Consider the following 25395-nt stretch of genomic DNA (forward strand, 5'->3'; position numbering starts at 1 on the left):
GACCGGGTGTTCGAATACGCGGTCCCTCCGGAGATGGCGGGGACGGTCGGGCCCGGTGCCAGGGTGCGGGTCCGCTTCGCGGGGCGTGACCTCGACGGGTTCGTCGTCGAGCTGCGGGACCGGCCCACGCACGGCGGGCGGCTGGCCCCGCTGAGCCGGGTCGTCAGCCCTGAGCCGGTGCTCACGCCGGAGACCCTCGGTCTGTGTCGAGCCGTCGCGGACCGGTATGCCGGGGTGCTGGGTGACGTCCTGCGGCTCGCCGTCCCCAAGCGGCACGCCGCCGCGGAGAGGGCCCTGGCAGGCGAGGCCACGCCAGCGCAGGTGGCGGTCCCCGAGCCCGGCCCGTGGACGGCATACCCCGCAGGGCCGTCCTTCCTGCGTCGGCTGAGCGCCGGTGGGGCGCCGTCCGCGTCGTGGCTGGCCCTGCCGGGGCAGCCGCCCGAGCTCGACTGGCCGCGAGCGCTCGCCGTCGCCGCGGGCACCGCACTCGCGGCGGGACGTGGCGCATTGCTCGTCGTGCCGGACCATCGCGACGTCGAGCGCGTGGACGCCGAGCTGGGCACCCTGCTGGGGAAGGGACAGCACGTGCGGCTGAGCGCCGACCAGGGTCCGCAGGCCCGCTACACGGCTTGGCTCAAGGTGCTGCGGGGTCACGTGCGGTGCGTCGTCGGGACGCGGGCAGCGATGTTCGCGCCGGTGCACGACCTCGGCCTCGTCGTCTGGTGGGACGACGGGGACGACCTGCTCACCGAGCCGAGGGCGCCGTACCCGCACGTGCGGGAGGTGCTGTCGTTGCGGGCGGCGCGGTCCGGGGCCGCCCTGCTCGGTGGCGGCTTCAGCCGCAGCGTCGAGGTCCAGCTCGCGGTCCGCGACCGGGTCCTCGCGCCGGTGCAGGCGACACCAGCCGCCGTGCGTCAGGCCGCGCCCCGGGTCGTGGTGGCGGGCGACGACCTGCAGGTCGAGCGCGACGGCGCGGCCGCGCGCGCCCACCTCCCCTCGCTCGCGTGGCGCACCGCCGGGAAGGCCCTCGAGGACGGACCGGTCCTTGTGCAGGTGCCCCGCCGCGGCTACCTGCCGTCCCTGTCGTGTCAGGAGTGCCGTGAGCCGGCGAGGTGCCCGCGATGCCACGGCCCGATGGGGCTGGCGGGCTCCGGAGCCGCACCGACGTGCCGGTGGTGCGGCGCGACCTACGGACCAGACGGTTTCACCTGTCCCGTGTGTGACGCCCGCGTCCTGCGCTCGGGGGTGGTCGGTGCCCGGCGGACGGCCGAGGAGCTCGGCCGCGCCTTCCCCGGCGTGCCGGTCCGCACCTCCGGATCGGGAGAGGTGCTCGGGCGGGTCGGCAGCGAGCCGGCCCTCGTCATCGCCACCCCGGGTGCGGAGCCGGTGGCCGACGGGGGGTATGCCGCGACCCTCCTGCTGGACGCCTGGGCGCTGCTCGACCGACCGGCCCTCGACGCCTCCGTCGAGGCGCTGCGGCGATGGCTCGGGGCCGCGGCCCTGACGCGTGGCGCAGCCTCCGGGGGGGTGGTGGTCCTCGCGGGTGCGCCGACGCACACGACGCTGCCGGCCGTCGAGGCGCTGGTGCGGTGGGACCCGGCGTGGCTGGCCGAGCGAGAGCTGAGCGAGCGGGCCGAGCTGTCCCTGCCGCCGGTGGTCGCCATGGCTCAGGTGATCGGCCCGCGACCCGCAGTCAAACAGGCCCTGGCCCACGGGGAGGTCGACCCCGGCATCGAACGGCTCGGGCCGTTGCCCTTTCGCGCCGCCCGCTCGGGCGCGGGGTCGCGTCGCGGTGCTGGTGCCGCCGGGCCTGATGGCGATCGGGCCGATGAGTCGCTCGTCCAGGTGCTGCTGCGCGCCCCCCTTGATCGCGGACCGCAGCTCGCGGCGTCCTTGGCGGCGATGCGGGCCGGTCGCAGCGCCCGCAAGGAGAAGGACAGCGTCGCCGTGCGGATGGACCCGGTTGACGGTGGCGTCTGATGGTGGTCCGCTTCGTCGCCCAGACGCACGCCACCGCCGTTGAGCATCAGACCGGGTTCACCGCGGGTGGACGCCGGGATGCTGTCGCCGACCGGCCGCAGGCAGGCTCGGCAGCGGGGAGAACGACGTCGGGACGCGTCGGCCACGTATGGGTCTCGGACCTCGCCGGAGCCGTCGAGACCGCCACGATCGCGTTCGCCGGTCTCGCCGGTCTCGCCGATCCCGCTGACCGGCGCGGCGAGCCGGGCGGTTGCCGCAAGACCGTGAGCCGGTGGCTGAGCGCTGCTGAGGCCGAGCGGCGCTGCATGATCGCCAACGCCTGTGGGGAACTCCAGGTGGGCGACGGCGATCTGCAGGTGGAGAAGCCAACCCGAGGATACCTTGGGCATGCTCCAAAGAACTGAGACGTCGGGCGTCACCTCGACCCAAGGGAAATTCGATGGACCGGTTGATTCGCCGCTGCGTGACCACCGCACTGGTGGTGGCCGTGTTTGTCGTGTGGGTGCTGCTGATGAACGCCTGCGCTAAAGGTTTGTCCATCGAGCCGACCGAGCACGCCCTCGCTGTCCCGGCTGCCGTTGTGCCGCGTGGCATCCTGCTCTCGCTGCTGCTGCTCGTTGCTGTGGCTGGCTCGGCTTGGTGGACGCATTGGAGGCCCCTTCTCGTGCTCGGGCTTCCGGGTGTGGTGACGGGTGCGTGTCTCGTTTTCGTGGCGGTGCCGAACTCGGCCGGCACGGCGTTCGTCTTCGGACTGATCTCCAGCATCATCTCGCTGATGGTGCTCGCCGCCCTGGCGGTGCACGCCAGCGTCGACCAGGTTTCCCGGAAGCGAGATGAGACTTCGCGGACGCTGCCCGGCCAGCGACCCCACACCGTCTAGCCGAATCAACTGTCAGCGCGCTGCGGAACGGTTCGATGACGCTCGCATGCTCAGCCCCGGTGACGTTTTCGGCCAGCGGTTCAGCCACGAACTCGCCCCTCTGCGCAGGTCGCGCCTCGGAGGGTGGCGGCGGTGACAACACCAGCCCCAGTCTCAACCGTGACCAGCCACTGTCGTGCCGGCCGTTGACGGCTCAGTCATCGGGTGCGACCCGGCCTCGGGTCGCCTTGGTCTGGCCGCGCTGGTGCTTGGTCTCGAGCCGCCGCGCGTGAGAGCCCCGGGTCGGCTTCGTCGCCCGTCGCGGTGGGGGTGGCGGGGCCACGGCGTCGCGCAGGAGCTGCACGAGGCGGAGCCTGGCGGCGATGCGGTTCTGGCGCTGCGAGCGGTGCTCCGAGGCGACGAGGACGAGCTGGTCGCCGACGAACCGGCCGGCCAGCGCGCGCAGCACTCGGTCCCGGGCGGTGGGGGACAGTGCCGCGAGCGCCGTCGACGTTGCGGGCCGGAAGACCAGCTCGACGCGGCTGTCGGTGGTGTTGACCCCCTGGCCTCCCGGGCCGGACGCACGGGAGAACCGTTCGAGCAACTCACCGGCGGGGATGACCATGCCCTCCCGGAGCCCCGGGCCCGCAGGGACGATGAGGTCGCTCCCGGGCTGGGGGTTCGACGAGGTGAGGGGGGACATGGTGGGAGAATACCGGCGCCAGGCATCTCGCCGACGGGTGCTCGACAGGGGTGGTGACAGGTCGGCGTACATCCTTGGTGCGGCCAGACCTGACGCACCACCCGAGGGCGGGCAGTGTCTCAGAGGTGACGAGAGCGTGCACCGAGAGTCACCTAGACTGGCGTGCCACCCTGCCGTCGTCGTGCTGAGGACCCATCCCATGTCGATCAAGGACATCCGCCTCTTCGGAGACCCGCTCCTGCTCACCCCTGCCCTCGACGTCACGGACTTCGACCGGGAGCTGCACCAGCTCGTCGCGGACCTCACCGAGACGATGATGGACGCTCCGGGTGCCGGCCTGGCCGCTCCGCAGATCGGTGTCGGTCTGCGCGTCTTCACCTACCACGTCGACGGCGAGCTCGGGCACCTGATCAACCCGAGCCTCGACCTCTCGTCGGACCTCCAGGACGGCCCAGAGGGGTGCCTGTCCTTCCCCGGGATGTCCTACGACGTCCCCCGGGCGCTGCGCGTCGTGGCCAAGGGGCAGGACATGCACGGGGAGCCCGTGATGCTCGAGGGCTCCGAGATCCTCGCCCGCTGCATCCAGCACGAGACGGACCACCTCGACGGCATCCTCTTCGTCGATCGCATGGACGTCGAGCAGCGCAAGCTCGCGATGAAGGCGATCCGGGAGGCGGAGTGGGCCGGCGGCGCCGCGCCCACCGTCCGGATCAGCCCCCACGCGACCTTCGGACGGTCCACCTAGTGCGGCTCGTCCTCGCGGGGACCCCGGCCGTGGCCATCCCCAGCCTCGATGCGCTGGCCTCGTCATCGCACGACGTCGTGGCCGTCGTCACCCGCCCGGACGCACCGGCCGGTCGTGGGCGCTCCCTCGTGGCGTCGCCCGTGCGGGGGCGGGCGGAGGAGCTCGGCATCCCGGTCCTCACCCCGACGAGCCCCAAGGACAACGGCTTTCAGCGACAGCTGCGGGACCTGGCGCCTGACGTGTGCCCGGTCGTGGCCTACGGCGCCCTGATCCCGGGGGCCGCCCTGGACATCCCCGTCCACGGCTGGGTCAACCTGCACTTCTCCTTGCTGCCGGCCTGGCGTGGGGCTGCTCCGGTGCAGCGCGCGATCATGGCCGGTGACGAGGTCACCGGCGCGAGCACCTTCCTCATCGAGGAGGGCCTCGACACCGGCCCGGTGTTCGGGATCATGACCGAGACGATCAGAGCGGCCGACACCAGTGGAGAGCTGCTGTCGCGTCTTGGCAAGGGCGGTGCGGGGCTGCTCCTCGCGACGCTGGACGGCATCGAGTCCGGCGACCTCGTCGCCAAACCGCAGCCGGCAGAAGGCATCTCGGTGGCGCCCAAGCTCGGTGTCGACGACGCCCGGATCGACTGGACCCGGCCGGCGGGTGCCGTCGACCGGCTGGTGCGCGGGTGCACGCCGGCTCCGGGGGCCTGGACCACGTTCCGCGGCGAGCGGCTCAAGGTCAACCCCGTCGCGCCCGTGGGGCCGGCCGACCTCCCGACAGAGCTCCCGGCCGAGGTGCTGCCCGACTCCTCCTTGGCGTCCGGCCAGCTCCTCGTGACGAAGAAGGCCGTGTTCGTCGGCACCGGCTCGCGGCCGGTCCGGCTCGGGACGGTGCAGCCGCACGGAAAGAAGCCCATGGCTGCTGCCGACTGGGCACGCGGCGTCCGCATCGAGACAGCGGAACGGTTCACGAATGGCTGACCAGGCCGGCAGGCGACGACGACCCCCGCCGAGGTCGGTGCAGCGGCCAGCCGAGCGGGCGAGGCGGACAGACCCGGCGAGGCTCGCGGCCTACACCGTCATGCGCGCCGTGGCGGAGGGCGCCTATGCCAACCTCGAGCTGCCAAAGGAGCTGCGCGACAAGGGGATCGACGGTCGGGACGCCGGGTTCACCACGGAGCTGGTCTACGGCGCCACGCGGATGCACGGGTTCTACGACAAGGTGATTGCCAGCGCGGCAGCGCGCGATGTCGCCTCCATCGACGACAACGTCCTCGACACGCTGCGCCTCGGCGCGCACCAGGTGCTCGGGATGCGGGTGGCCACCCATGCGGCGGTCGACGAGACCGTCGCCCTCGCCCGACAGGTCAACGGCGTCGGGGCGTCGGGGTTCGTCAACGCCGTCATGCGACGGATCTCCGAGCGGGGACGCGACGAGTGGCTGGCCGTCGTCGCTCCGGAGGGCATGGACGCGTTCGCGGGGGCAGCGATCCGGACGAGTCACCCCGAGTGGATCGTCCGCGCGATGCGGGCCGCGCTGATCGGGCACGGCGCGGCGACCGCGCAGACCGTGGGCACCGAGCTCGATGCCCTGCTCGCGAGCGACAACGCCCCCGCGAAGGTGACCCTCGTCGCGCGCCCCGGGCTGGCGACGGTCGAGGAGCTGCTCGGCGACGGGGTCGAGCCCGCGCTGCTGGCCCGCACCGCGGCCGTCCTCGACCAGGGCGACCCGGGAGCCTTCCGAGCCGTGCGCGAAGGACGGGCCGCCGTCCAGGACGAGGGATCGCAGCTTGTCGCCCTGGCCCTCGGCGCAGCCGCGGTGGGGGACAAGGGCGAGGTTGCAGCCCCGGGAGGGGTCGCAGAGGCTGGCGTTGGTGGGGGCGGGCAGGCTGAACGGTGGCTCGACCTGTGCGCGGGTCCGGGTGGCAAGGCCGGCATCCTCGCGGGTCTCGCCCTCGAGAGCGGCGCGTCCCTTGTGGCCAACGAGGTGAGCACCCACCGCACCGAGCTCATCCGCAGGACCCTGGCCCCGGCCGTCGCCAAAGGCGCCCGGGGGCAAGTGGTGGTGCGGACCGGCGACGGCCGGGAGATCGGCCAGGACGAGCCAGGCGCCTACGACCGGGTGCTCATCGACGTGCCGTGCACGGGCCTCGGCGCGCTCCGCCGCCGCCCGGAGGCGCGCTGGCGCAGGTCCCAGTCCGACGTCGCCGGCCTCGCAACGCTCCAACGAGACCTCCTCGCGAGCGGAATCGACGCCACCCGCAGCGGTGGGGTCATCGGCTACGCGACGTGCAGCCCTCACCTCGCCGAGACCCGGTTCGTCGTCTCCGACGTCATGAAAAAGCGCGACGACGTCGACCTCGTTGACGCCCGGGGCCTGTTCGTGGACGTCGAGGGCCGCCAGATCCCCGGCCTGGGCGAGGGACCGTTCGTCCAGCTGTGGCCGCACCGGCACGGCACCGACGGGATGTTCTTCGCCCTACTCCGCAAGCGCTGACTAGGCTCTCGCCGTGCAGATCTCCCCGAGCATCCTGTCCGCCGACTTCGCCAACCTCGAGGCCGAGCTGGGGGCCATCCGCAACGCCGACTGGGCGCATGTGGACGTCATGGACAACCACTTCGTCCCCAACCTCACCCTGGGACTGCCGGTCGTCGAGGCGCTCCTGCGGGTCAGCCCCATCCCCATCGACTGCCACCTGATGATCGACGACCCCGACGAGTGGGCGCCGGCCTACGCCGAGGCGGGAGCGCAGTCGGTGACCTTCCACATCGAGGCGGCCGCCAACCCCCGCGGACTCGCCCGCACGATCCGCTCCGCCGGTGCCCGGGCGGGGATGGCCCTCAAGCCGCGGACCCCCTGGGCGCCCTACGAGGGTCTCCTGCCAGATCTCGACATGGTGCTCGTGATGACTGTCGAGCCCGGTTTCGGTGGCCAGTCGTTCATGGCCGGCCTGCTGGCGAAGGTCCGTGCCGTCCGCGAGTCGGCGCGGCGCCGCGGCGGCGAGGTCTGGGTCCAGGTCGACGGCGGCGTCAGCGCAGCGAACATCGAGCAGTGTGCCGAGGCCGGGGCGGACGTCTTCGTCGCCGGCTCGGCGGTCTACGGGGCCGACGACGCCGCCGCGGCCATCGACGAGCTGCGCGAGCTCGCCACCCGCCACGCTCACCGCACCCCGGGGGTCCCCGGCAACGCCTGGTGACCACCACGTGGGCACCGTGTGTGTCTCACGCGGTCTGCGGTGTCATACTCATCAGACGTGCTCCGGGGTCGGTGTAACTCCGAACCGGCGGTGACAGTCCGCGACCCGGCCGCAGCCAGCGGCCGGTTGACTTGGTGAAACCCCAGGACCGACGGTGAAAGTCCGGATGGAAGGCAGCACGTGCCAGGCCCCCTCAAGGGCCTCGCCGACGATCGTGTCGGTGGTGTGGTTCGGCGTATGCCGGGCGCTTCCCGTCCCGGGAAGGGCTCTGCGGTATGCCGTCTCGTCACCTCCCGACCCGGCACCCGTCATCCCGGAGCTCGCCGACCAGGCTCGAGCGGAGGGACGAGGGCATGCAGCAGGAGATCACCGAGCGCGATCTCGCGCCGATGCACGCTGCCCTGCGGCTCGCCGCCCGCGGTCCCCTGGCCGATCCGAACCCGCGCGTGGGTGCGGTCATCGTCGATACCGCGGGAGACACCGTCGGTGCTGGCTTCCACGAGGGCGCCGGCACCCCTCACGCCGAGGCGCTGGCCCTCGCGCAGGCGGGCGACGAGGCCGCCGGAGCCACGGCATACGTCACGCTCGAGCCGTGCTCGCACACGGGGCGCACCGGGCCCTGCGTCGCGGCGCTGGTCGCCGCTGGCGTCACCCGAGTGGTCTACGCCCAGGCCGACCCCAACCCCGAGGCCGGCGGCGGCGCACGCGAGCTGCGGGCGGCGGGGGTGACGGTGCTCGGCGGGGTGCTGGCGGCCGAGGCCGAGGCGCTCAACGAGTCCTGGACCTTCGCCTTCCGACACGGCCGGCCGATGGTCACCTGGAAGCTGGCCACCACCCTGGACGGGCGTTCGGCGGCCGCCGACGGGACCAGCCAGTGGATCACCGGCGCCGAGAGCCGCGCCGACGTCCACGACCTCCGAGCACGCTGTGACGCCATCCTGGTCGGGACGGGGACCGCCCTCGCCGACGACCCGTCGCTCACCGTGCGCCACCCCGACGGCTCGCTGCGCGCCGGCCAGCCCCTGCGGGTCGTCGTCGGAGAGCGTCCGCTGCCGATGGGCGCGCGCGTCCTCGACGCCAGCGCCCCAACCGTTCACCTGAGGACCCGAGACCCGCTGGCGGTGCTGGAAACGTTGTGGCGCAAGGACATCCGTCACGTCCTGATCGAGGGTGGCCCCACCATCGCGGCAGCCTTCCTGCGAGCCGGCCTGGTCGACGAGGTCGTTGCCTACGTCGCGGCGGCGTTCCTCGGGGCCGGACTCTCCAGCGTCGGGGACCTCGGGGTCGCCACCATCGACGACATCCTCCGCCTCGACGTCCGGGACCTGACGAGCGTCGGGTCCGACCTGCGCCTGCGCGCGACCCTGCGGTCCGTGCCCGACGCCGCCACCGCCTTCACCACCGAGGAGACCACCTGATGTTCACCGGCATCGTCGAGGAGCTCGGCTCGGTCGTCGGCCTCGAGCACGGCCCCGAGTCGGCGGTCCTGCGGCTGCGCGGACCCCTCGTCGTCAGCGACGCGACCCACGGGTCCTCCATCTGCGTCAACGGCGTGTGTCTCACGGTCGTCGACCACGACGCGGAGACCTTCAGCGTCGACGTCATGGCCGAGACCCTGAGCCGCAGCAGCCTCGGAGAGCTCCACGAGGGGGACCGGGTCAACCTGGAGCGGGCCATGGCCGCCTCGAGCCGGTTCGGTGGCCACATCGTCCAGGGTCACGTCGACGGGACGGCCCGTATCGTCGGCAGGACCCCGGGGGACCGGTGGGAGGTCGTCGAGCTGTCGTTGCCCGACCAGCTCGCCCGCTACGTCGTCGAGAAGGGCTCCATCACCGTCGACGGCGTCTCGTTGACCGTGTCGGCCGTCCACGCCGCCACCTTCGAGGTCTCGCTCATCCCCACGACACTCGCCCTGACGACTCTGGGCCACCGGGGCGTCGGGGACCTCGTGAACCTGGAGGTCGACGTCCTCGCGAAGTACGTCGAGAGACTGCTCGGCGCCAAAGAACCCGCCCCCGCCCCCGCCCTTCCGGGTGGAGGTATATCCGAGCCCTCTAGCGCTCGGATATACCTCCACCGGGAAGTGGATGACACCGAGGAGTCCCCCGCATGAACTGGCTCGAGCGACTCTTCGAGGCCCAGCTGACGATCGCCGGTCACGCGATCTACTGGCGCGAGATCGTCGGAAACCTCTTCGGGTTCGCCTCCGCGATCGGTGGCCTCCGACGCCGGGTGTGGGCCTGGCCGGTGGGGATCATCGGCAACGCGCTGCTGTTCACGGTGTTCTTCGGGGTGGCCTTCGCCAGCTCGCAGCAGCCGCTCTTCGGGCAGGCGGCCCGGCAGGTGTTCTTCATCGGCACGAGCATCTACGGCTGGTACCGCTGGAGCCAGATCCGGGCGCTCAACCACCACGATGGCCACCAGCCGGCGATCACCCCGCGCTGGGCCACGAGCCGCGAGCGGATGGGCTACGTCGGCTTCTGGGTCGCGGGTCTCGTCATGGCCCAGTGGGTCTTTGCGGCCGTGGGCGCCGGCTTCCCGGCGCCGCGCTGGTACTTCTGGTGCGACGCGTGGATCTTCGTCGGCTCGATCGTCGCGACCTATGCGATGGCCCGCGGCTGGAACGACTTTTGGCTGGCCTGGATCGCCGTCGACATCGTCGGGGTCCCGCTGCTGTGGCACTCCGGTTACTACCCGTCGGCGATCCTCTACATCGTCTACGCGGGCCTGGTGATCTACGGCTTCACCGTCTGGCTCAAGGCCTCCCGCACCGAACAGCCCGACCGCGAGCCGGAGTCGGTGACGGCGGCATGACCACCCCCGTGGCCCCCCTGGCCCCCGAGTCGCCGCGCTTCGACACCGTCGAGGACGCGCTGACGGCCCTGCGCGCCGGCCGGCCCGTCCTCGTCCTCGACGCGGCCGACCGGGAGAACGAGGGCGACGTCGTCCTCGCCGCACAGAGCCTGACCGACGCGTGGATGGCCTGGACGATCCGACACACCTCGGGCTACGTCTGTGCCCCCATGCCGGCCGGCCTGGCCGACCGCCTCGAGCTGCCGCTCATGGTGGCGACCAACCGCGACCCGTTGCGCACGGCATACACCGTCGCGGTCGACGCGGCAGTGGGCGTCACGACGGGGATCAGCGCCGCCGACCGGGCCCACACGATCCGGTTGCTCGCCGACCGGGCCTGCACCCCGGACGACCTCGTGCGCCCGGGCCACGTGCTGCCGCTGCGCGCCCGGGACGGCGGCGTGCTCGAGCGCCCGGGTCACACCGAGGCGGCCGTCGACCTGTGCCGGCTGGCCGGCCTCGAGCCGGTCGGGGCCATCGCCGAGCTCGTCCACGACGACGGCACGATGATGCGCCGCGACGCGGTACTGGACCTCGGCCGCGAGCACGGGTTGCCCGTCATCACCATCGAGGCCCTCGTCACGTGGCGGCAGGTCCATGACCGGGTCGAACGGCTCACCGAGACCCGGATCCCCACGCGGCACGGCACGTTCGACGCCATCGGCTATCGGGACCTCGTCACCGGCACCGAGCACATCGCGCTGGTCAACCCACGCCGCGCGGACCCCGGCCCGGTCCTCGTGCGGCTGCACTCCGAGTGCCTCACGGGCGACGCCTTCGGCTCCCTGCGTTGTGACTGCGGACCCCAGCTGGACCGGTCCCTCGCCCGGGTCGCGGCCGAGGGCGGCGCCGTCGTCTACCTGCGCGGCCACGAGGGCCGCGGGGTGGGGCTGGTCAACAAGCTCCGCGCCTATGCATTGCAGGACAACGGGATCGACACCGTCGACGCGCAGCTCGAGCTCGGTCTGCCCGTCGACGCCCGGGACTATGCCACCGGTGCGGCGATCATCGCCGACCTCGGCCTGGGCAGCATCCGGCTCCTCACCAACAACCCCCGCAAGGTCGAGGCGATGCGCACCCTCGGCATCGCCGTCGACTCCGTCGAGGGGCTGACCGTGGCCCCGCAGCGGGACAACGCCGCCTACCTGCGGACGAAGCGCGACCGGCTCGGCCACGACCTCATCCTCGACGAGACCCGCACGGACGAGTCCGCGTGAGCGGCGCCGGCGCCCCGACGCTCGCCGTCGACGGGCGGGGTCTGCGGGTGGCGGTCGTCGCTGCCTCGTGGCACCCGGTCGTCATGGACGGGCTCGTCGACGGGGCGCGGCGCGCCCTGGCCGAGGCGCACGTCGACGCCGTCGACGTGGTGAGGGTGCCGGGAGCGTTCGAGCTGACCGTCGCGTGCGCGCGGCTCGCCCCGGCATACGACGCGCTCGTGGCTCTGGGCGTCGTCATCCGTGGCGGGACACCGCACTTCGACTACGTCTGCTCGGCCGCCACCCTCGGCCTCACCGAGGTCAGCGCCCGCACCGGCGTCCCGGTGGGCTTCGGCGTGCTCACCTGCGACGACGACGCCCAGGCCCTCGACCGCGCCGGCCTGCCTGGCTCGGCCGAGGACAAGGGCCACGAGGCGGCCACCGCGGCCGTCGCGACGGCCGTCACCCTGCGCGACCACGTGCCCGCGCCCCGGACGGGCGAGGGAACACCGGCCGACGCCCCGTAGTGTTGAGCCTCGTGAAGAGCTTCGAGCAGCTGTATGCCGAGCTGGCCGACAAGGCGGCGACCCGACCGGAGGGTTCCGGGACCGTCGCCGCCCTCGACGCCGGCGTCCACACGATCGGCAAGAAGATCGTCGAGGAGGCCGCCGAGGTCTGGATGGCCGCCGAGTACGAGGGCAACGACCGGACCGCGGAGGAGATCAGCCAGCTGATCTACCACCTCCAGGTGCTCATGCATGCCAAGGGACTGACGCTCGCCGATGTCTACGCCCACCTGTAAGCACCACCTGTAAGCACCACCCGAAGGCCCACCATGCTGCGCATTGCCGTCCCCAACAAGGGATCCCTGTCCGAGTCCGCCGTCGAGATGCTTCGTGAGTCGGGCTACAAGGTCCGTCGTGACTCCAAGGAGCTCATCGTCACCGACGTTGACAACGACGTCGAGTTCTTCTACCTGCGCCCCCGCGACATCGCGATCTACGTCGGGTCGGGCACCGTCGACGCCGGTGTCACCGGACGAGACCTCCTGCTCGACTCCGGCAGCAGGGCGGCCGAGGTCATGCCCCTGGGCTTTGGTGGGTCGACCTTCCGGTATGCCGCCCGGCCGGGTGAGGTTGCCAGCGTCCCCGACATCGAGGGCAAGCGGGTGGCGACGAGCTATCCGGGCCTGGTCGAGAAGGACCTCGCCGACCACGGCGTCTCCGCGTCCGTCGTGCGTCTCGACGGGGCTGTCGAGACCGCGATCACCCTCGGGGTGGCCGACGTCATCGCCGACGTCGTCGAGACCGGCGCGACCCTGCGCAGCCAGGGCCTCGCGATCTTCGGCGACCCGATCCTGCGCAGCGAGGCCGTCCTGATCCGCCGCGACCAGCACGACGACGATGGGGCGTTCGAGGTGCTGCGGCGGCGGCTGCTCGGAGTCGTCACGGCACGCAGCTACGTGATGATGGACTACGACGTGCCGGCCGACCTGGTCGAGCGGGCCTGCGCGATCACCCCGGGCCTGGAGTCACCGACGGTCTCACCCCTTCAGGACGACTCGTGGTGTGCCGTTCGCTCGATGGTGCCGCGCCGCACCACCAACCGCGTCATGGACGAGCTCTACGACCTCGGCGCCCGCGCGATCCTCGTCACCGACATCGCCGCCTGCCGGCTCTGACCCGGCGACCCGGCACCCCTTCGTGGCGTCCTCAGACCCCCGCAGCGACGACCCCTTCCGGGTGTTCCGGTCGCGGCGGGGTCGTGCCGTCGCGACGAGCATGGGTGTCCTCTCGGTCGTCATCTTCTGCGGCCTGGCGCTGCTGCTGCCGGCCCAGGGCGGACTGACGAACTGGAGCGCGCCGGACCGCGTCCTCGTGGCGGCCATCGGGGTGGCCATCGCGACGCTCTGCTGGCGCTACGCGACGATCCGGGCGGTCCCGACGCGGGAGGGCCTGCTCGTCCGCAACCTCTTCACCACGCGGCAGCTGACCTGGCCGCAGGTCCTGCGGGTGCAATACGGCGGGGGAGCGCCGTGGGTCACCCTCGACCTCGACGACACCGACACCCTGGCCGTCATGGCCATCCAGCGGGCCGACGGGGACGCCTCCGCCGCGGAGGCGTCCCGCCTCCAGGCACTCGTCCAGGCGCTCGGCGAGGCCCCGCACCCGGGCTAGCGCTCGGCCAGCGCGCGCGTGCCACGGGAAAGCCCTCGGGGTGGGGAAACCTGACGACATCCTGACGGGGCCAGGTTTCCCACCCCGGCACCAGCTCCTGCCGCCGGCGTGACGACACGTCCGGGCGACGGCCCATTGGTCCGCTCGTGGAGGTCGTCGGGAGGGTGGCAGCACCGCTAGGCTCCGGTTCCCTGAGGGCTTGGAGCAGCCCGGTGGCCGTGGCTCAGGACGCGGCAGGTCAGACGGATAGCGGACCCTCCGCCTCCGAAGCAGGGAGGACGCCAAACATGCCAACGCTGATGGTTTTCCACGAGGTCGACGACGTCGAGCACTGGCTCGCCTCACCGATCCGGCGAGAGGTCTTCGGCCCGTTGGGCATCACGATGCGGACCTTCGTCGATCCAGCGAAGTCCAACCGGGTCGGGCTGATCGTCACCGTCCCCGACATGGAGACCTTCGAGCAGGCGATGGAGTCCGATGCAGTTGCCGAGGCGATGAGGTTCGACGGGGTCCGTGCGGAGACGCTGGTCACGCTCGTCGAGTGCTGACCACCCGTCACGAGGGGTCCCTCACGACGGATCGGTCACGACGGACTCCCCGGGGTCGGTGATGTCCGGGAGACCGCCGCGGGTCATGGCGGCGCCGAAGACCGCAGCCATGTCCGTGTAGCCGGCGTCGTTGGGATGGAACGTGTCCGACGCCAGCCGTCCTCGCCAGGTCGGCGGCCCGTGACGACGCATGTCGGAGAGGACGAGGTCGCCTGCCGCGTCGCGTTCGCGCAGCAGGTTGTCGATGGCGCGGGCCTCCCGGCGTGGGTTGGGCAGGTTGGCCACGACCGCCCGTGGGGGCAGCCGGTCGAGCAGCTGGACGAAGCGCTCGACCAGGCCGGCCCGGTGCCGACGCAGGACGATGTCGTTCGAGCCGATGAGGACGGTGACGAGCCCGACCGGTGTGCCCCGGTCCAGCAGGTCCTCGAGGACGGGCAGCTGGCTCTGCAGGACGTCCCCGACACGCGCCCCGTTGACGCCGAGGTTGACGACGCGGTGCTCCCAGCCCCGACCGGTCAGCTGGGTGCTCAGCTGACCGACCCAGCCGCGGTCGAACGCCGTGGCGCCGATGCCCTGGGTCATCGAGTCACCAATCGCGACCCACACGGGGCCGCTGCCGTCGAGGGCGGCGCGGTTGGCGCGCTGCCAGGCCACGGCATACGGCTCGACCTGCGCCTGGACTGCGCGCACACCCGGCAGGACCCGGGTGAGGACCGACAGGAACGGGCCACGGGGCCGCTCGCTGATGTTGGAGTAGTCGAAGTCGGCGGTCACACCGCATCCTCTCAAACGGCCGACGACGGCCCGGTCAGTGGACCGTGTCGAGCCCGGGTCGCAGGAGGGCCACGACGGCGAACTGAACCGCCATGATCAGCACGAGGACGAGCCAGACGGCATGGAAGCCCTGCGTCGCGTCCCGGACGACGCCCATCGTCACCGGCCCGAAGGACGCGATGCCGTAGCCGACGAGGAACCCCATGGCACTGAGCCGCCCGCTCGCCGCCGGCGTCGCGGCATACCGCACGAGCAGGACCAGCGCGAGCGCGAACGCCGCGCCCTGGCCGAGGCCGATGACCCCCACCCACACCCACGGCGCCGCCGTCGGGGCGAGCAGGAGCCCGAGCAGGCCGACGCTGCCCAGGCCGGCGGCGGGCAGGAGCAGCAGGCGCAGGTCGGTGACCCGGTCGGTGAGCACCGGGGCCAGCAGGCCCGAGATGACCTGGGTCGCGGAGAAGGCCGACAGCAGGTAGCCGGCGTGGGTGCGGTCCCACCCGAGCTGCACGTAGGACGGCGCGATCCATGCCAGGCACGAGTAGAAGGCCCACGACTGGGTCACGAGGTAGCCGGCCACGAGCCACGCGGTGCGACTGCGGAGGGGCAGGCGCGAGTGGCCACCGCCGCTGGTCGCCTCGGCGCGGTTGACCCACCCGGCTCGCGCGAGCGGCGCCCAGGCCGCAAGCCCGACGAAACCGACGACCGACCAGGAGGCGAGCGACGCCTGCCAGGACCCGAGGAGTCCGACGAGGGGCACCGCCACCGCCGACGATGTGGCGGCTCCCACCATCATGGCGAGCATGTAGACGCCGGTGACCAGCCCGACCCGCTCCGGCGGGAAGAGGGTCTTGACCAGGCGGGGCAGGAGCGTGCCGGCGACCGCGATGCCGACGCCCGCGAGGAGGGTGCCGCCGTAGAGCGCCCCGAGGCTGCCGCCGGCGAGTCGGGTGAGGGACCCCAGGGCGAGACAGGCCACTGCGGCGAAAACCGTTGGCGCAGGGCCGAAACGCTCACTCAACCACTGCGCGACGGGTGCGAAGAGCCCCATGCACAGGACCGGGAGGGTGGTGAGGACCCCGGCGGCGGCGTTGGAGAGCTGCAGGTCCGTGACGATGAGCTGCACGAGCGGGGGCACGGCGGCCAGGGCCAGCCGCAGGTTCGCGGCGACCGCGACGAGGGCGATCGCGAGCACCCAGACGGGGGGCAGCCACTCGGGGCTGCGGTGGGTTGGTGGAGCCGGGTGGTCGGCGGTGGCAGGGGTTGACATCGACGGACAGTCTGGCACCTGGTGGCTCAGGCTGCCGGGCAGACCTCAGGCCGGGGTCGTGTCGATGACGAGGTGCGCCCGGTCGCGGGTCCCGTCGGCGGCGAAGAGGTCGGCCTCCTGTCGGGCCCAGCGTTCCCAGTGCGGGCGGTAGGTCTCTCCGTCGCGCGCCATCCCCCGCGCGAACCGGATGTCGCGGTCGGCCTCGACCCAGACCCGCACCGCGGCGAGGTCCCCGGCCGGACGGACGCTCGAGCCGACGCCCTCGAGGACGAGCAGGTCGGTGGGCGGCACGGGCACGGCTGCGCCCCAACGGGTCCGCATCCAGTCCCACCGCCGGTATGCCGCGTGCTCACCGCGGGCCAGCGGCTCGAGGACCTGGCTGGTCACCAGGAAGACGGCTTCGGCGAGCCCGTCCCATCCCGGGTAGATGTCGTCGACGTGGACGACGGGTGCGTGGAGGTGGGCGCCGAGGGCCGCGGCGATCGTCGACTTGCCCGAGCCGCTCGGCCCGTCCACGGCGACGACGGTGACCCGGCCGCACGCGGGCGAGGAGGACTCGACGAGGGCGGTGATGGCTGCGATGGACGAAGCGGCGCCGTTCACGTCCTCGGGGTCCATCCGAGGCAGGTTACGGCAGTGGGTAGCGTGGACGCCGTGAGTGTTGCCACGCGGGTCATCGCCTGCCTCGACGTCGACGCCGGGCGGGTCGTCAAAGGGGTCAACTTCGAGAACCTGCGTGACGCCGGTGACCCGGTCGAGCTCGCGAAGGTCTACGACGCCCAGGGCGTCGACGAGCTGACCTTCCTCGACGTCACCGCCAGCAGCGGCAACCGGGAGACGACCTACGACGTGGTGACGAGGACGGCCGAGCAGGTCTTCATCCCGCTCACCGTCGGTGGCGGCGTGCGCTCCGTGGACGACGTCGACCGGCTGCTGCGGGCCGGCGCCGACAAGGTCGGGGTCAACACGGCCGCGATCTCCCGGCCGGAGCTGATCGCGGAGATCTCGGACCGTTTCGGCGCCCAGGTGCTCGTCCTGTCGGCCGACGTGCGGCGGCGCCTCGGTGACGACGGGCGACCGACGGACGACTTCGTCATGACGACGCACGGCGGCCGGACGGCCGTCGACCTTGACGCGATCGAGTGGTGCGCCAGGGCAGCCGAGCTCGGCGCCGGCGAGATCCTGCTCAACTCGATGGACGCCGACGGCACCAAGGGCGGGTTCGACCTCGAGCTGATCCGTCGGGTCAGGCAGGTCGTCCACGTCCCGCTGATCGCCAGCGGCGGCGCGGGACGCGTCGAGCACTTCCCCCCGGCCGTCGCGGCCGGCGCCGATGCGGTCCTCGCGGCGAGCGTCTTCCACTTCGGGGAGCTCACCGTGGGCCAGGTCAAGGACGCGCTGCGGGCCGAAGGCGTCACCGTGCGCTGACGGGTCGGCCGCGCCCGGCCGCTCAGCCGAGGCCGAGCTTCGTGCCCCGGATCGCGGCGACGGCCTCGTCCGGTCCCTCGAGCGTGACGTCCGCCGCTCTGGAGCGGCCGTAGCTGAAGAGCAGCAGCTCTCCCGGGCGTCCCCGCAGGACGACGGTGCCCTGCTCGCCCGGGCCCTTCACGGCATACCGGCCGTAGCCCTCTGCGACGAGGACGACGCCGACCTCGCTGCGACGAAACATCAGCTTGCTGCTGCTGCGCAGCGACTTCCACAGGCCCCGCTCGAGGCCGAGGTCGAGGTGGCGGCGCGACGTGTCGGCGGTCCCCCGCAGGACGTCCTCGTGGTGGATGAAGAACTCCACCGTGTTGACGGTCTCGTCAAGAGGTCCGAACCGGGCGGGGGACCAGGCGGGGGGACCGTGGCGGACCTCTGCGACGAGCCCCTCCCAGTCGCCGTGGGCCTTGTGCCGCATCGCCCCGTCGAGCCGGTCCTTGAGCGGCGGCACGAACATCCCGAGCGAGAGGTCGGGGCGCGAGTCGCGGATCACGAGGTGAGCGGCGAGGTCCCTGGCGAGCCATGGGCTGCACAGGGTGGGCGCCTCCGGTCCGACCTGCAGGAGGGTGGTGCAGAGGGCGTGGCGTTCCTGCTGTGCATGACGGGTCATGGCCCCATCGTGTCATCGCCGGGCCGTGACCCCGGGTGGAGGGCTGACCTAGGGTGACGGTCATGGTTGAGTTGCGCAGCCCTGACCCGTCATGGCACGCGGCCTGGTCGGCCATGGCCGCCGAGTTCGGGGGAGGTCATGTCGACGGGTCCGGCGTCCACCGCTGGACGGTGGCCGAGCTCGCCGACCCGGAGGTCTTCGGTGCCTGGGTGTCGGGGGTCGCGGCGCAGGAGCGGGGGGAGGACCTGCCCGAGGGCTGGGTGGCGGCCTCGCTGCGGTGGGTCACCGAGGGCGACGAGGTGGTCGGCACCATCCAGCTGCGGCACGAGCTCACCGACTTCCTGCTGCAGGAGGGCGGACACATCGGGTATGCCGTGCGTCCCACCGCCCGCCGTCGGGGCGTCGCGACCCGGGCGCTCGCGCTGATGCTCGACGAGTGCCGGGCCCGCAGCATCGACCCGGTCCTGGTCACCTGCGACGAGGACAACGTGGCCTCGGCGCGGACCATCGAGACCAATGGCGGGGTCCTCGAGGACGTCCAGAACGGAAAGCGCCGCTACTGGATCACGGTGTCCGACAGATGATCGTCCCGACGAGCACCCGCCGGATCCACCCGGCCTGGTGGGTCGCCCTGGTGGCGTTCCTCACCGCCATCGGAGCGGCCGGGTTCCGGTCCGCCCCGGGCGTCCTCATCACTCCCCTGCACGCGGAGTTCGGCTGGTCGATGGGGCTCATCGGCAGCGCCGTCTCGCTCAACCTGGTCCTCTTCGGGCTCGCCGCCCCGTTCTCCGCGGCCCTGATGGAGCTGCTCGGCATCCGGCGCGTCGTCGCCGGGGCGCTCGTGCTCGTGAGCGTCGGGGCCCTCCTCCCGGTGTGGATGACCGCGTCGTGGCAGCTCATCCTCTCCTGGGGCCTGCTCGTGGGCCTCGGCACCGGCGCGATGTCGATGTCGCTGGTGGCCACGGTGACCGGACGCTGGTTCGTCGCCCGGCGCGGCCTGGTCACCGGCGTGCTCACGGCCGCCGGGGCGACCGGACAGCTGGTCTTCCTGCCGCTGCTGGCCTGGCTCGCCGAGAACCACGGCTGGAGGTCGGCGGCGGTCGCCACCGCGACGGCGGCCCTACTCGTCGTCCCGCTGGTCCTCTGGCGCTTCCACAACCATCCGGCCGAGCTGGGCACCACGGCATACGGGGCGCCCGTGGGGACCCCCGTCGCGGCGCCGCCCCGCCCGACGCGCAACCCCGCCGTGCTCGCCCTGGCGACCCTGCGCGATGCCTCGCGGCACGGCGTGTTCTGGCTGCTGGTCGGCAGCTTCGCGGTGTGCGGCATGTCGACCAGCGGCCTCGTCGGCACCCACTTCATCCCGGCGGCGCACGACCACGGGATGCCCCAGACGACCGCCGCTTCCCTGTTGGCCGTCGTGGGGGTCTTCGACATCCTCGGCACGATCTTCTCCGGGTGGCTGACCGACCGGTTCGACCCGCGCTTCCTCCTCGCGCTCTACTACACGCTGCGAGGCGCCTCGCTCTTCCTCCTGCCGTCCCTCTTCAGCGACCAGATGCACGTGAACATGCTCGCGTTCATCCTCTTCTACGGCCTCGACTGGGTGGCCACCGTGCCTCCGACAATGGCCCTGTGCCGGATCGCGTTCGGCGACAGGGCCCCCATCGTCTTCGGCTGGGTCTTCGCCTCGCACCAGATCGGGGCGGCGATCGCCGCGGCCGGGGCGGGGATCGTGCGCGACCAGCTCGGCACCTACGACCTTGCCTGGTATGCCGCGGGGGCCCTGTGCGTCGTCGCCGCAGCAATGTGCGTGGCCATCCGCGAACGGCCCGCCCCGTCGTTGCGCGTCACCCAGGAGGCTGGCTCCACCAGCGCGTGAGCCCCGCGCTCCGGCCGCCCGCAGGCCCGGGCGTCAGGCGGGGCCTGCGGGGTCGTGGGGTCGCGGTGTCGTGCGGTCGTGAGAGGCTGCAACGAGCCCGCCAGCCACACCCCCCGAGCCTGGGAGAGATCGACGTTGTCCACCCTTGTCCCGACCCCCTCCGCCGCCAGCCTGCGGCGGGGGTTCGGAGTCCTTGCCATCGGCATTCGGCACGAACCCCGGTGGTTCGCGCTCGCCGTCGTCGGCAGCTGCATCTACGGCGTGATGACCGGCGGCACGGCCTGGGTCATCGGCAGGGTCGTCCAGGACACCGTGTCCCCGGCCATCGCGGCCCGGTCGGTGACCCCGGGGCAGCTGTGGCACGCCGGACTCCTGCTCGCGGGCGTCGTCCTCCTCAACGTCATCGGGATCGTCGTGCGCCGGGTGGCGGCCGGGGTCGCGGTCTTCAACCTCGGGGCGACCTTCCGCCGGCGGGTCACCCGGAAGTACCTCAGCCTCCCGCTCAGCTGGCACCACAAGCACCCCTCGGGGCAGCTGCTGTCCAACGCGAACGCCGACGTCGAGGCGACCTGGAACGTCTTCAACCCCCTGCCGATGGCCATTGGTGTCGTCGTCATGCTCGTCTTCGGCGCAGTCCAGATGTTCATCGTCGACCCGTTCCTGGCCCTGATCGGCATGACCGTCTTCCCCGGACTGTTCCTGGCCAACATCGCCTTCCAGCGGGCCATGTCGCCCAGGGTCACCCGAGCGCAGCAGCTGCGCGCGGAGGTGTCCGAGGTCGCGCATGAGAGCTTCGAGGCGGCGCTCGTGGTCAAGAGCCTCGGCCGGGAGGACCAGGAGGCGGACCGGTTCCGGGCGGTCACCCACTCGCTGCGGGACGCCAACATCGAGGTCGGACGCACCCGGGGTGTCTTCGACCCCGCCATCGAGGCGATACCCACGTTCGGGACGCTCGCGGTCCTGGCCGTCGGCACGTGGCGGGTCTCCACCGGCGACCTCGGTGCGGCAGAGGTGGTCCAGATCGCCTACCTCTTCTCCATCCTGGCCTTCCCCGTGCGCGCCCTCGGCTGGGTCCTCGCCGAGATGCCCCGATCCGTCGTCGGCTGGGACCGCGTCAGCGCCGTCCTCCAGGCGGGTGGGTCGATGGAGCACGGGACGAGCTCCCTGCCGCAACGCGGCGCGAGCCGGCTGCGGGCCGACGACGTGACCTTCGCCTACGCGGTCGACATCGGTGACGGCCAGATCGAGCACAACACCGCGGTCGACGCCGTGAGCCTCGACGTGACCCCGGGGAGCACCACCGCGCTCGTGGGCCCGACCGGGTCCGGCAAGTCGACGCTGACCAACCTCATGATGCGGCTCGTCGACCCCGACACGGGCGTCGTGCTCGTCGACGACGTCGACCTGCGCAGCGTCCGGCGCGGTGGCCTGTCCGAGGTCGCCGCCCTGGTGTCCCAGCAGACCTTCATGTTCGACGACACGGTCCGGGGCAACATCACCCTCGGCGCCGACCACCCGGACGACGCGGTGTGGGAGTCCCTCCGGGTCGCCCAGGGTGAGGCCTTCGTGCGCCACCTCGAGCACGGCCTCGACACCCGGGTGGGGGAGCGAGGAGCCAGCCTCTCCGGGGGCCAGCGGCAGCGGATCGCGTTGGCGCGGGCGGTGATCCGCCAGCCCCAGCTCCTCATCCTCGACGACGCCACCTCGGCCGTCGACCCGAGCGTCGAGCAGGCCATCCTCGGCGGCCTGCGCGAGACGAGCTCCGGCACGACGGTGCTCGTCGTCGCCTACCGGATGGCGACGATCGCCCTGGCCGACGACGTCATCTACCTCGAGGCCGGCCGGGTCGTCGACCACGGCACCCACGACGAGCTGCTGGCGAGCTGCGCTGGATACCAGCGCCTCGTCACGGCCTACGCCCGGGAGGCTGCGGAGCGGGCCGCGGTCGCCGCGGACGAGGACTACGGCGACGTGGACCCGGACGCCGTCGAGGGGGACCGAGGCGTCGCGGCGGACCGGGCGGCGGTCGCGGCGGACCGAGTGGTCGCGGTGGACAGGTGAGCACGTCGAGCAACCAGGTGCTCACCGACCACACCGGCATCGAGTCCGGGCAGAGCCGCAGCACGTGGCAGACGCTCAAGCGGGGGGTCCAGCTCTCACCCGAGCTCCGGCGCGGCATCGGGGTAACGGTCGCCCTGGCGATTCTGTCGACGCTCGGGCGGGTCCTCATCCCCTTCGTGGTCCAACGCACCACCGACGAGGGGATCCTCGCCCGCGGTGGCCCGGACCCGGGCGTCGTCCTGCGCTACGTGCTGCTCGCGCTCGGCGGCGTCGTCGTGACGATGGTCAGCTCCTACTTCGTCAACATCCGGCTCTTCACGGCCTCGGAGAACGGCCTGTCGACGTTGCGGGTCAAGGCCTTCCGGCACATCCACGACCTCTCGATGCTGACCCAGAACACCGAGCGCCGGGGGTCACTCGTGTCCCGGGTGACCTCCGACGTGGACACGATCTCGATGTTCGTCCAGTTCGGCGGGCTGATGCTCATGGTCAACATCGCCCAGCTGACCTTGGCGACGGTCCTGATGGTCATCTACAGCCCGATCCTCGCCGCGGTCGTGTGGATCTGCTTCATCCCCCTGTTCTTCGTCATCCGCAAGTTCCAGGGCATCGTCGGGCGGGCCTACACCCAGGTCCGGCAGAAGGTCGGCGACATGCTCGGCGCGATCTCCGAGGCCGTCGTCGGTGCCGCGACGATCCGCGCCTACGGCGTCGAGGACCGCACGGCCGAGCGGATCGACGTCGCCGTGGACGACCACCGGCGCGCCGCGATCGGTGCCCAGGCCAGGGCGGTCATCGCGTTCACCTCGGGCCAGCTCGTCTCCGGCCTGACGACTGCGGTGGTCATCGTCGTCGGCACGGTGCTCGCGGTGAACGGCACGCTCACGCTCGGTGAGCTGCTCGCCTTCCTCTTCCTCGTCAACCTTTTCACCACGCCGGTCCAGCAGGCCACCGAGATCCTCAACGAGATGCAGAACGCTGTCGCCGGCTGGCGGCGAGTCATCGGGATCATCGACACGGCGGCCGACGTCGCCGACCCGGCCGGGGCAGGCGTCGACCTGCCCCGCGGGCCGATCACCGTCGACTTCGACCACGTCGGCTTCGCTTACCCCGGCGGCGAGCCGGTGCTCCACGACGTCTCCCTCAGGATCGAGCCCCGCAGCCGGGTCGCCATCGTCGGGCAGACGGGGTCAGGCAAGTCGACGCTCGCCAAGCTGCTCACCCGGCTGATGGACCCCTCGGACGGCAGCGTGCGCATCGACGGTGTCGACCTGCGTGACGTGCGGTTCGCCTCCCTGCGCAGCCGGGTCGTCCTCGTCCCCCAGGAGGGTTTCCTCTTCGACGCCTCGCTGCTGGAGAACATCACCTTCGGCAAGCCGGAGGCGAGCGAGGACGACGTGCTCCTCACCCTGACCGAGCTCGGGCTGGACAGCTGGCTGGCGTCGCTGCCGCAGGGCCTAGCCACCGACGTCGGCCAGCGCGGCGAGTCGATGTCTGCCGGGGAGCGCCAGCTCGTGGCCCTCGCCCGGGCCTACCTCGCCGACCCGGACCTGCTCGTCCTCGACGAGGCGACGTCCGCCGTCGACCCCAGCACCGAGGTCCGGCTCCAGCGGGCGCTCGACGGCCTGACCCGCGGCCGGACCTCGATCGCCATCGCCCACCGGCTCTCCACCGCCCAGGCGGCCGACGAGGTGATCGTCGTCGACGACGGGCGGGTGGTCGAGCGCGGCCACCACTTCGAGCTCGTCACCGCTGGCGGCGTGTATGCCGGGTTGCACGCCTCGTGGGTCGCGCAGCAGCGCGGCGCCTGACCACCTTCTCTCGGGGCCGTGCCGGCCGTCGTGCCGGTCGTGGGGGTGGCCGGCGGGCCGCTCACCGTGCCGACCAGGAGGTCCAGCTGTCCACGGCGATGCGAATGAGCGGCCCGGCCGGCGCCTGTGCCGCGTACTGCGCGTACTTCGCCGCCAAGGCCTCAAGCGCGAGGTGCCCCTCCTCGCCCCCGACCGTCACCACCGTCGCCGCTCCGTCGGCTCGCACCCACCACAGTCGGGACCAGTCGTCCTCGTAGTGATCGACGAGCAGGCTCACTCGAGGGTTCGACCCGATGTTCGCGAGCCGGCGCAGCGACCGGGTGGTCTTCGGCTTCGCATCCACCGCGGTCCACACGACATTTGCCGTCATGGCGAAGACGACGGGAACGAGGTGCGGGCGACCCGCCGAGGTCATGGTGGACAGTCGCGCGACGCGGGCCCCGTCGAACCGTTCGATCGTCCAGGGGTGCACCCTGCAACCGTATGCCGCGCCGGCTGCCGCCCTGACGGTGCCCCGTATGGCTCGAACGCCGTGCCCACCCGTGTTGACGATCCCCGACGAGCTCACGGTGGCATCCCTCACAGTGGCGTCCAAGGCGCCGAGTCCCCCTCGCGGGAACAGGCGGTCGACATCGCCCGGGTCAGACTCTCGACCGGAGACCGGGGAGGGGACGGAGCAGGGGCCTGTCGCACGAATAGGCCATCTCGTGGAAGCGATGGCTGGCCGGAGCGCCATCGGCCAGGCTCAGGGCATGTTGATGGCGCGGCACGGGATAACCGCCGAGCAGGCTCTGGACCGGCTTCAGGAGCACGGCCGGCAGCTGCACCGCAGCGTCCACGGGGTCGCCGCTGACCTGGTGAACGGCTGGGGCGAGAACGCGTCGGAGCGGGGCGAGGACCGGCACCAGCCCGACACTGCAATCCACATGGATGCGTCGCCGTCCGTACGGCCGACCCAGGAGTCCCCGGTTGGCTCGTCGGCGTTCAGCGGGGCGGCGGGAGGTCTGTCGCACAGCTCAGGTGAAGCAGCCTGGGGGGCTCACGACGAGCTGTTCGTCGGGCTGGGCGATCGTCAACGGCGCCGGGTCCGTGCGGCACTCTCGGTGGGCAAGGGCGGGACCATTGATCGGGGTGAGGTCGAGGACATCATCGACCGGACTCTGGGCAGGATCACGTTCGAGGAGTACCTCCACCGTGGACGCGACCGTCGTCGGTCGTGAGGCCCGGCTGCAGGGGCGCGGCTGCCGGAGCCGCGTGGGG

28 protein-coding genes and 1 riboswitch are annotated in these 25395 nt (G+C 72.2%); of the genes, 22 read left to right on the forward strand and 6 right to left on the reverse strand.

Annotated features, from left to right (window positions below):
* The 3 genes from ACLL9L_RS14380 to ACLL9L_RS14390 form a co-directional block, all read left to right on the forward strand.
* Window positions 1-1980: primosomal protein N' (locus tag ACLL9L_RS14380; RefSeq protein ID WP_411285346.1), on the forward strand; the 1980-nt coding region annotated here is incomplete at its 5' end.
* Window positions 1980-2384 (forward strand): hypothetical protein, encoded by a 405-nt coding sequence (locus tag ACLL9L_RS14385; protein ID WP_411285347.1) that lies wholly within the window; start codon window positions 1980-1982, stop codon window positions 2382-2384. The genes ACLL9L_RS14380 and ACLL9L_RS14385, both read left to right, overlap by 1 nt.
* Window positions 2385-2419: 35 nt before the next feature.
* Complete coding sequence (locus tag ACLL9L_RS14390) at window positions 2420-2860, forward strand: hypothetical protein (RefSeq protein WP_411285348.1); 441 nt, start codon at window positions 2420-2422, stop codon at window positions 2858-2860.
* Window positions 2861-3053: 193 nt separating this feature from the next.
* On the opposite strand, the gene arfB is transcribed toward ACLL9L_RS14390, so the two are convergent.
* Complete coding sequence (gene arfB, locus ACLL9L_RS14395; RefSeq protein WP_411285349.1) at window positions 3054-3542, reverse strand: alternative ribosome rescue aminoacyl-tRNA hydrolase ArfB; 489 nt, start codon at window positions 3540-3542, stop codon at window positions 3054-3056.
* Window positions 3543-3741: 199 nt separating this feature from the next.
* Between arfB and def the strand changes: the two genes are divergently transcribed.
* The 13 genes from def (at window position 3742) to ACLL9L_RS14460 (ending at window position 14248) form a co-directional block, all read left to right on the forward strand.
* Window positions 3742-4287 (forward strand): peptide deformylase, encoded by a 546-nt coding sequence (gene def, locus ACLL9L_RS14400; protein WP_411285350.1) that lies wholly within the window; start codon window positions 3742-3744, stop codon window positions 4285-4287.
* The gene (gene fmt / locus ACLL9L_RS14405) at window positions 4287-5258 is read left to right on the forward strand and encodes a methionyl-tRNA formyltransferase (protein ID WP_411285351.1); all 972 of its coding nucleotides are present in this window, start codon (window positions 4287-4289) and stop codon (window positions 5256-5258) included. Before def ends, fmt begins: the two co-directional genes overlap by 1 nt.
* Entirely contained in the window at window positions 5251-6774 is a 1524-nt protein-coding gene (locus ACLL9L_RS14410) for an RsmB/NOP family class I SAM-dependent RNA methyltransferase (RefSeq protein ID WP_411285352.1), read from the forward strand. Before fmt ends, ACLL9L_RS14410 begins: the two co-directional genes overlap by 8 nt.
* Window positions 6775-6787: 13 nt before the next feature.
* Entirely contained in the window at window positions 6788-7474 is a 687-nt protein-coding gene (rpe, locus tag ACLL9L_RS14415) for a ribulose-phosphate 3-epimerase (RefSeq protein WP_411285353.1), read from the forward strand.
* Window positions 7475-7527: 53 nt separating this feature from the next.
* Window positions 7528-7658, forward strand: a riboswitch (FMN riboswitch).
* 169 nt (window positions 7659-7827) lie between these two features.
* On the forward strand, window positions 7828-8892 hold the full coding sequence (gene ribD / locus ACLL9L_RS14420; protein ID WP_411285354.1) for a bifunctional diaminohydroxyphosphoribosylaminopyrimidine deaminase/5-amino-6-(5-phosphoribosylamino)uracil reductase RibD: 1065 nt from the start codon (window positions 7828-7830) through the stop codon (window positions 8890-8892).
* Window positions 8892-9587, forward strand: a complete 696-nt coding sequence (locus ACLL9L_RS14425; RefSeq protein ID WP_411285355.1) for a riboflavin synthase — start codon at window positions 8892-8894, stop codon at window positions 9585-9587. Before ribD ends, ACLL9L_RS14425 begins: the two co-directional genes overlap by 1 nt.
* Window positions 9584-10288, forward strand: a complete 705-nt coding sequence (gene pnuC, locus ACLL9L_RS14430; protein WP_411285356.1) for a nicotinamide riboside transporter PnuC — start codon at window positions 9584-9586, stop codon at window positions 10286-10288. The genes ACLL9L_RS14425 and pnuC overlap by 4 nt, the downstream gene beginning before the upstream one ends.
* Window positions 10285-11544: a bifunctional 3,4-dihydroxy-2-butanone-4-phosphate synthase/GTP cyclohydrolase II gene (locus ACLL9L_RS14435; RefSeq protein WP_411285357.1), complete on the forward strand. Its 1260-nt coding sequence runs from the start codon at window positions 10285-10287 to the stop codon at window positions 11542-11544. Before pnuC ends, ACLL9L_RS14435 begins: the two co-directional genes overlap by 4 nt.
* Window positions 11541-12050: a 6,7-dimethyl-8-ribityllumazine synthase gene (ribH, locus tag ACLL9L_RS14440; protein WP_411285358.1), complete on the forward strand. Its 510-nt coding sequence runs from the start codon at window positions 11541-11543 to the stop codon at window positions 12048-12050. Before ACLL9L_RS14435 ends, ribH begins: the two co-directional genes overlap by 4 nt.
* Before the next feature lie 11 nt (window positions 12051-12061).
* Window positions 12062-12325: a phosphoribosyl-ATP diphosphatase gene (locus ACLL9L_RS14445; RefSeq protein ID WP_411285359.1), complete on the forward strand. Its 264-nt coding sequence runs from the start codon at window positions 12062-12064 to the stop codon at window positions 12323-12325.
* Between the two features lie 33 nt (window positions 12326-12358).
* A complete protein-coding gene (gene hisG / locus ACLL9L_RS14450; RefSeq protein ID WP_411285360.1) occupies window positions 12359-13204 on the forward strand; it encodes an ATP phosphoribosyltransferase in 846 nt (281 codons plus the stop codon).
* 22 nt (window positions 13205-13226) lie between these two features.
* Window positions 13227-13700: a PH domain-containing protein gene (locus ACLL9L_RS14455; protein WP_411285361.1), complete on the forward strand. Its 474-nt coding sequence runs from the start codon at window positions 13227-13229 to the stop codon at window positions 13698-13700.
* Between the two features lie 287 nt (window positions 13701-13987).
* A complete protein-coding gene (locus ACLL9L_RS14460; RefSeq protein ID WP_411285362.1) occupies window positions 13988-14248 on the forward strand; it encodes a hypothetical protein in 261 nt (86 codons plus the stop codon).
* 21 nt (window positions 14249-14269) lie between these two features.
* Here the strand turns inward: ACLL9L_RS14460 and ACLL9L_RS14465 are convergent, their stop codons facing one another.
* Genes ACLL9L_RS14465 through ACLL9L_RS14475 form a run of 3 tightly spaced genes read right to left on the reverse strand, consistent with a single transcriptional unit; the run spans window position 14270 to window position 16907 of the window.
* Window positions 14270-15022 carry an SGNH/GDSL hydrolase family protein gene (locus tag ACLL9L_RS14465; protein WP_411285363.1) on the reverse strand — a complete coding sequence of 251 codons (753 nt, stop codon included), beginning with the start codon at window positions 15020-15022 and terminating at the stop codon, window positions 14270-14272.
* A gap of 34 nt (window positions 15023-15056) precedes the next feature.
* Window positions 15057-16289 (reverse strand): CynX/NimT family MFS transporter, encoded by a 1233-nt coding sequence (locus ACLL9L_RS14470; protein WP_411285364.1) that lies wholly within the window; start codon window positions 16287-16289, stop codon window positions 15057-15059.
* 45 nt (window positions 16290-16334) lie between these two features.
* Complete coding sequence (locus ACLL9L_RS14475) at window positions 16335-16907, reverse strand: hypothetical protein (RefSeq protein WP_411285365.1); 573 nt, start codon at window positions 16905-16907, stop codon at window positions 16335-16337.
* 36 nt (window positions 16908-16943) lie between these two features.
* On the opposite strand from ACLL9L_RS14475, the gene hisF reads away from it, so the two are divergent.
* Complete coding sequence (gene hisF, locus ACLL9L_RS14480; RefSeq protein WP_411285366.1) at window positions 16944-17717, forward strand: imidazole glycerol phosphate synthase subunit HisF; 774 nt, start codon at window positions 16944-16946, stop codon at window positions 17715-17717.
* Window positions 17718-17739: 22 nt separating this feature from the next.
* Here the strand turns inward: hisF and ACLL9L_RS14485 are convergent, their stop codons facing one another.
* Window positions 17740-18381 (reverse strand): TIGR03085 family metal-binding protein, encoded by a 642-nt coding sequence (locus ACLL9L_RS14485; protein WP_411285367.1) that lies wholly within the window; start codon window positions 18379-18381, stop codon window positions 17740-17742.
* A gap of 62 nt (window positions 18382-18443) precedes the next feature.
* Between ACLL9L_RS14485 and ACLL9L_RS14490 the strand changes: the two genes are divergently transcribed.
* The 4 genes from ACLL9L_RS14490 (at window position 18444) to ACLL9L_RS14505 (ending at window position 24135) form a co-directional block, all read left to right on the forward strand.
* Complete coding sequence (locus ACLL9L_RS14490; protein ID WP_411285368.1) at window positions 18444-18965, forward strand: GNAT family N-acetyltransferase; 522 nt, start codon at window positions 18444-18446, stop codon at window positions 18963-18965.
* Window positions 18962-20263, forward strand: a complete 1302-nt coding sequence (locus ACLL9L_RS14495) for an MFS transporter (RefSeq protein WP_411285369.1) — start codon at window positions 18962-18964, stop codon at window positions 20261-20263. The genes ACLL9L_RS14490 and ACLL9L_RS14495 overlap by 4 nt, the downstream gene beginning before the upstream one ends.
* A 135-nt stretch (window positions 20264-20398) precedes the next feature.
* Window positions 20399-22324 carry an ABC transporter ATP-binding protein gene (locus ACLL9L_RS14500; RefSeq protein ID WP_411285370.1) on the forward strand — a complete coding sequence of 642 codons (1926 nt, stop codon included), beginning with the start codon at window positions 20399-20401 and terminating at the stop codon, window positions 22322-22324.
* Window positions 22321-24135, forward strand: a complete 1815-nt coding sequence (locus ACLL9L_RS14505) for an ABC transporter ATP-binding protein (protein WP_411285371.1) — start codon at window positions 22321-22323, stop codon at window positions 24133-24135. Before ACLL9L_RS14500 ends, ACLL9L_RS14505 begins: the two co-directional genes overlap by 4 nt.
* Window positions 24136-24196: 61 nt before the next feature.
* Here ACLL9L_RS14505 and ACLL9L_RS14510 read toward each other — a convergent pair whose 3' ends face one another.
* Window positions 24197-24607 (reverse strand): TIGR03668 family PPOX class F420-dependent oxidoreductase, encoded by a 411-nt coding sequence (locus ACLL9L_RS14510; protein WP_411285372.1) that lies wholly within the window; start codon window positions 24605-24607, stop codon window positions 24197-24199.
* A gap of 46 nt (window positions 24608-24653) precedes the next feature.
* Here ACLL9L_RS14510 and ACLL9L_RS14515 point away from each other — a divergent pair, with 46 nt between their 5' ends.
* Window positions 24654-25355 carry an ANTAR domain-containing protein gene (locus tag ACLL9L_RS14515; RefSeq protein WP_411285373.1) on the forward strand — a complete coding sequence of 234 codons (702 nt, stop codon included), beginning with the start codon at window positions 24654-24656 and terminating at the stop codon, window positions 25353-25355.
* The last annotated feature ends 40 nt before the right edge of the window (window positions 25356-25395 follow it).

This window comes from Lapillicoccus sp. (genome assembly GCF_046595215.1).
Classification (GTDB): Bacteria; Actinomycetota; Actinomycetes; order Actinomycetales; family Dermatophilaceae; genus Lapillicoccus.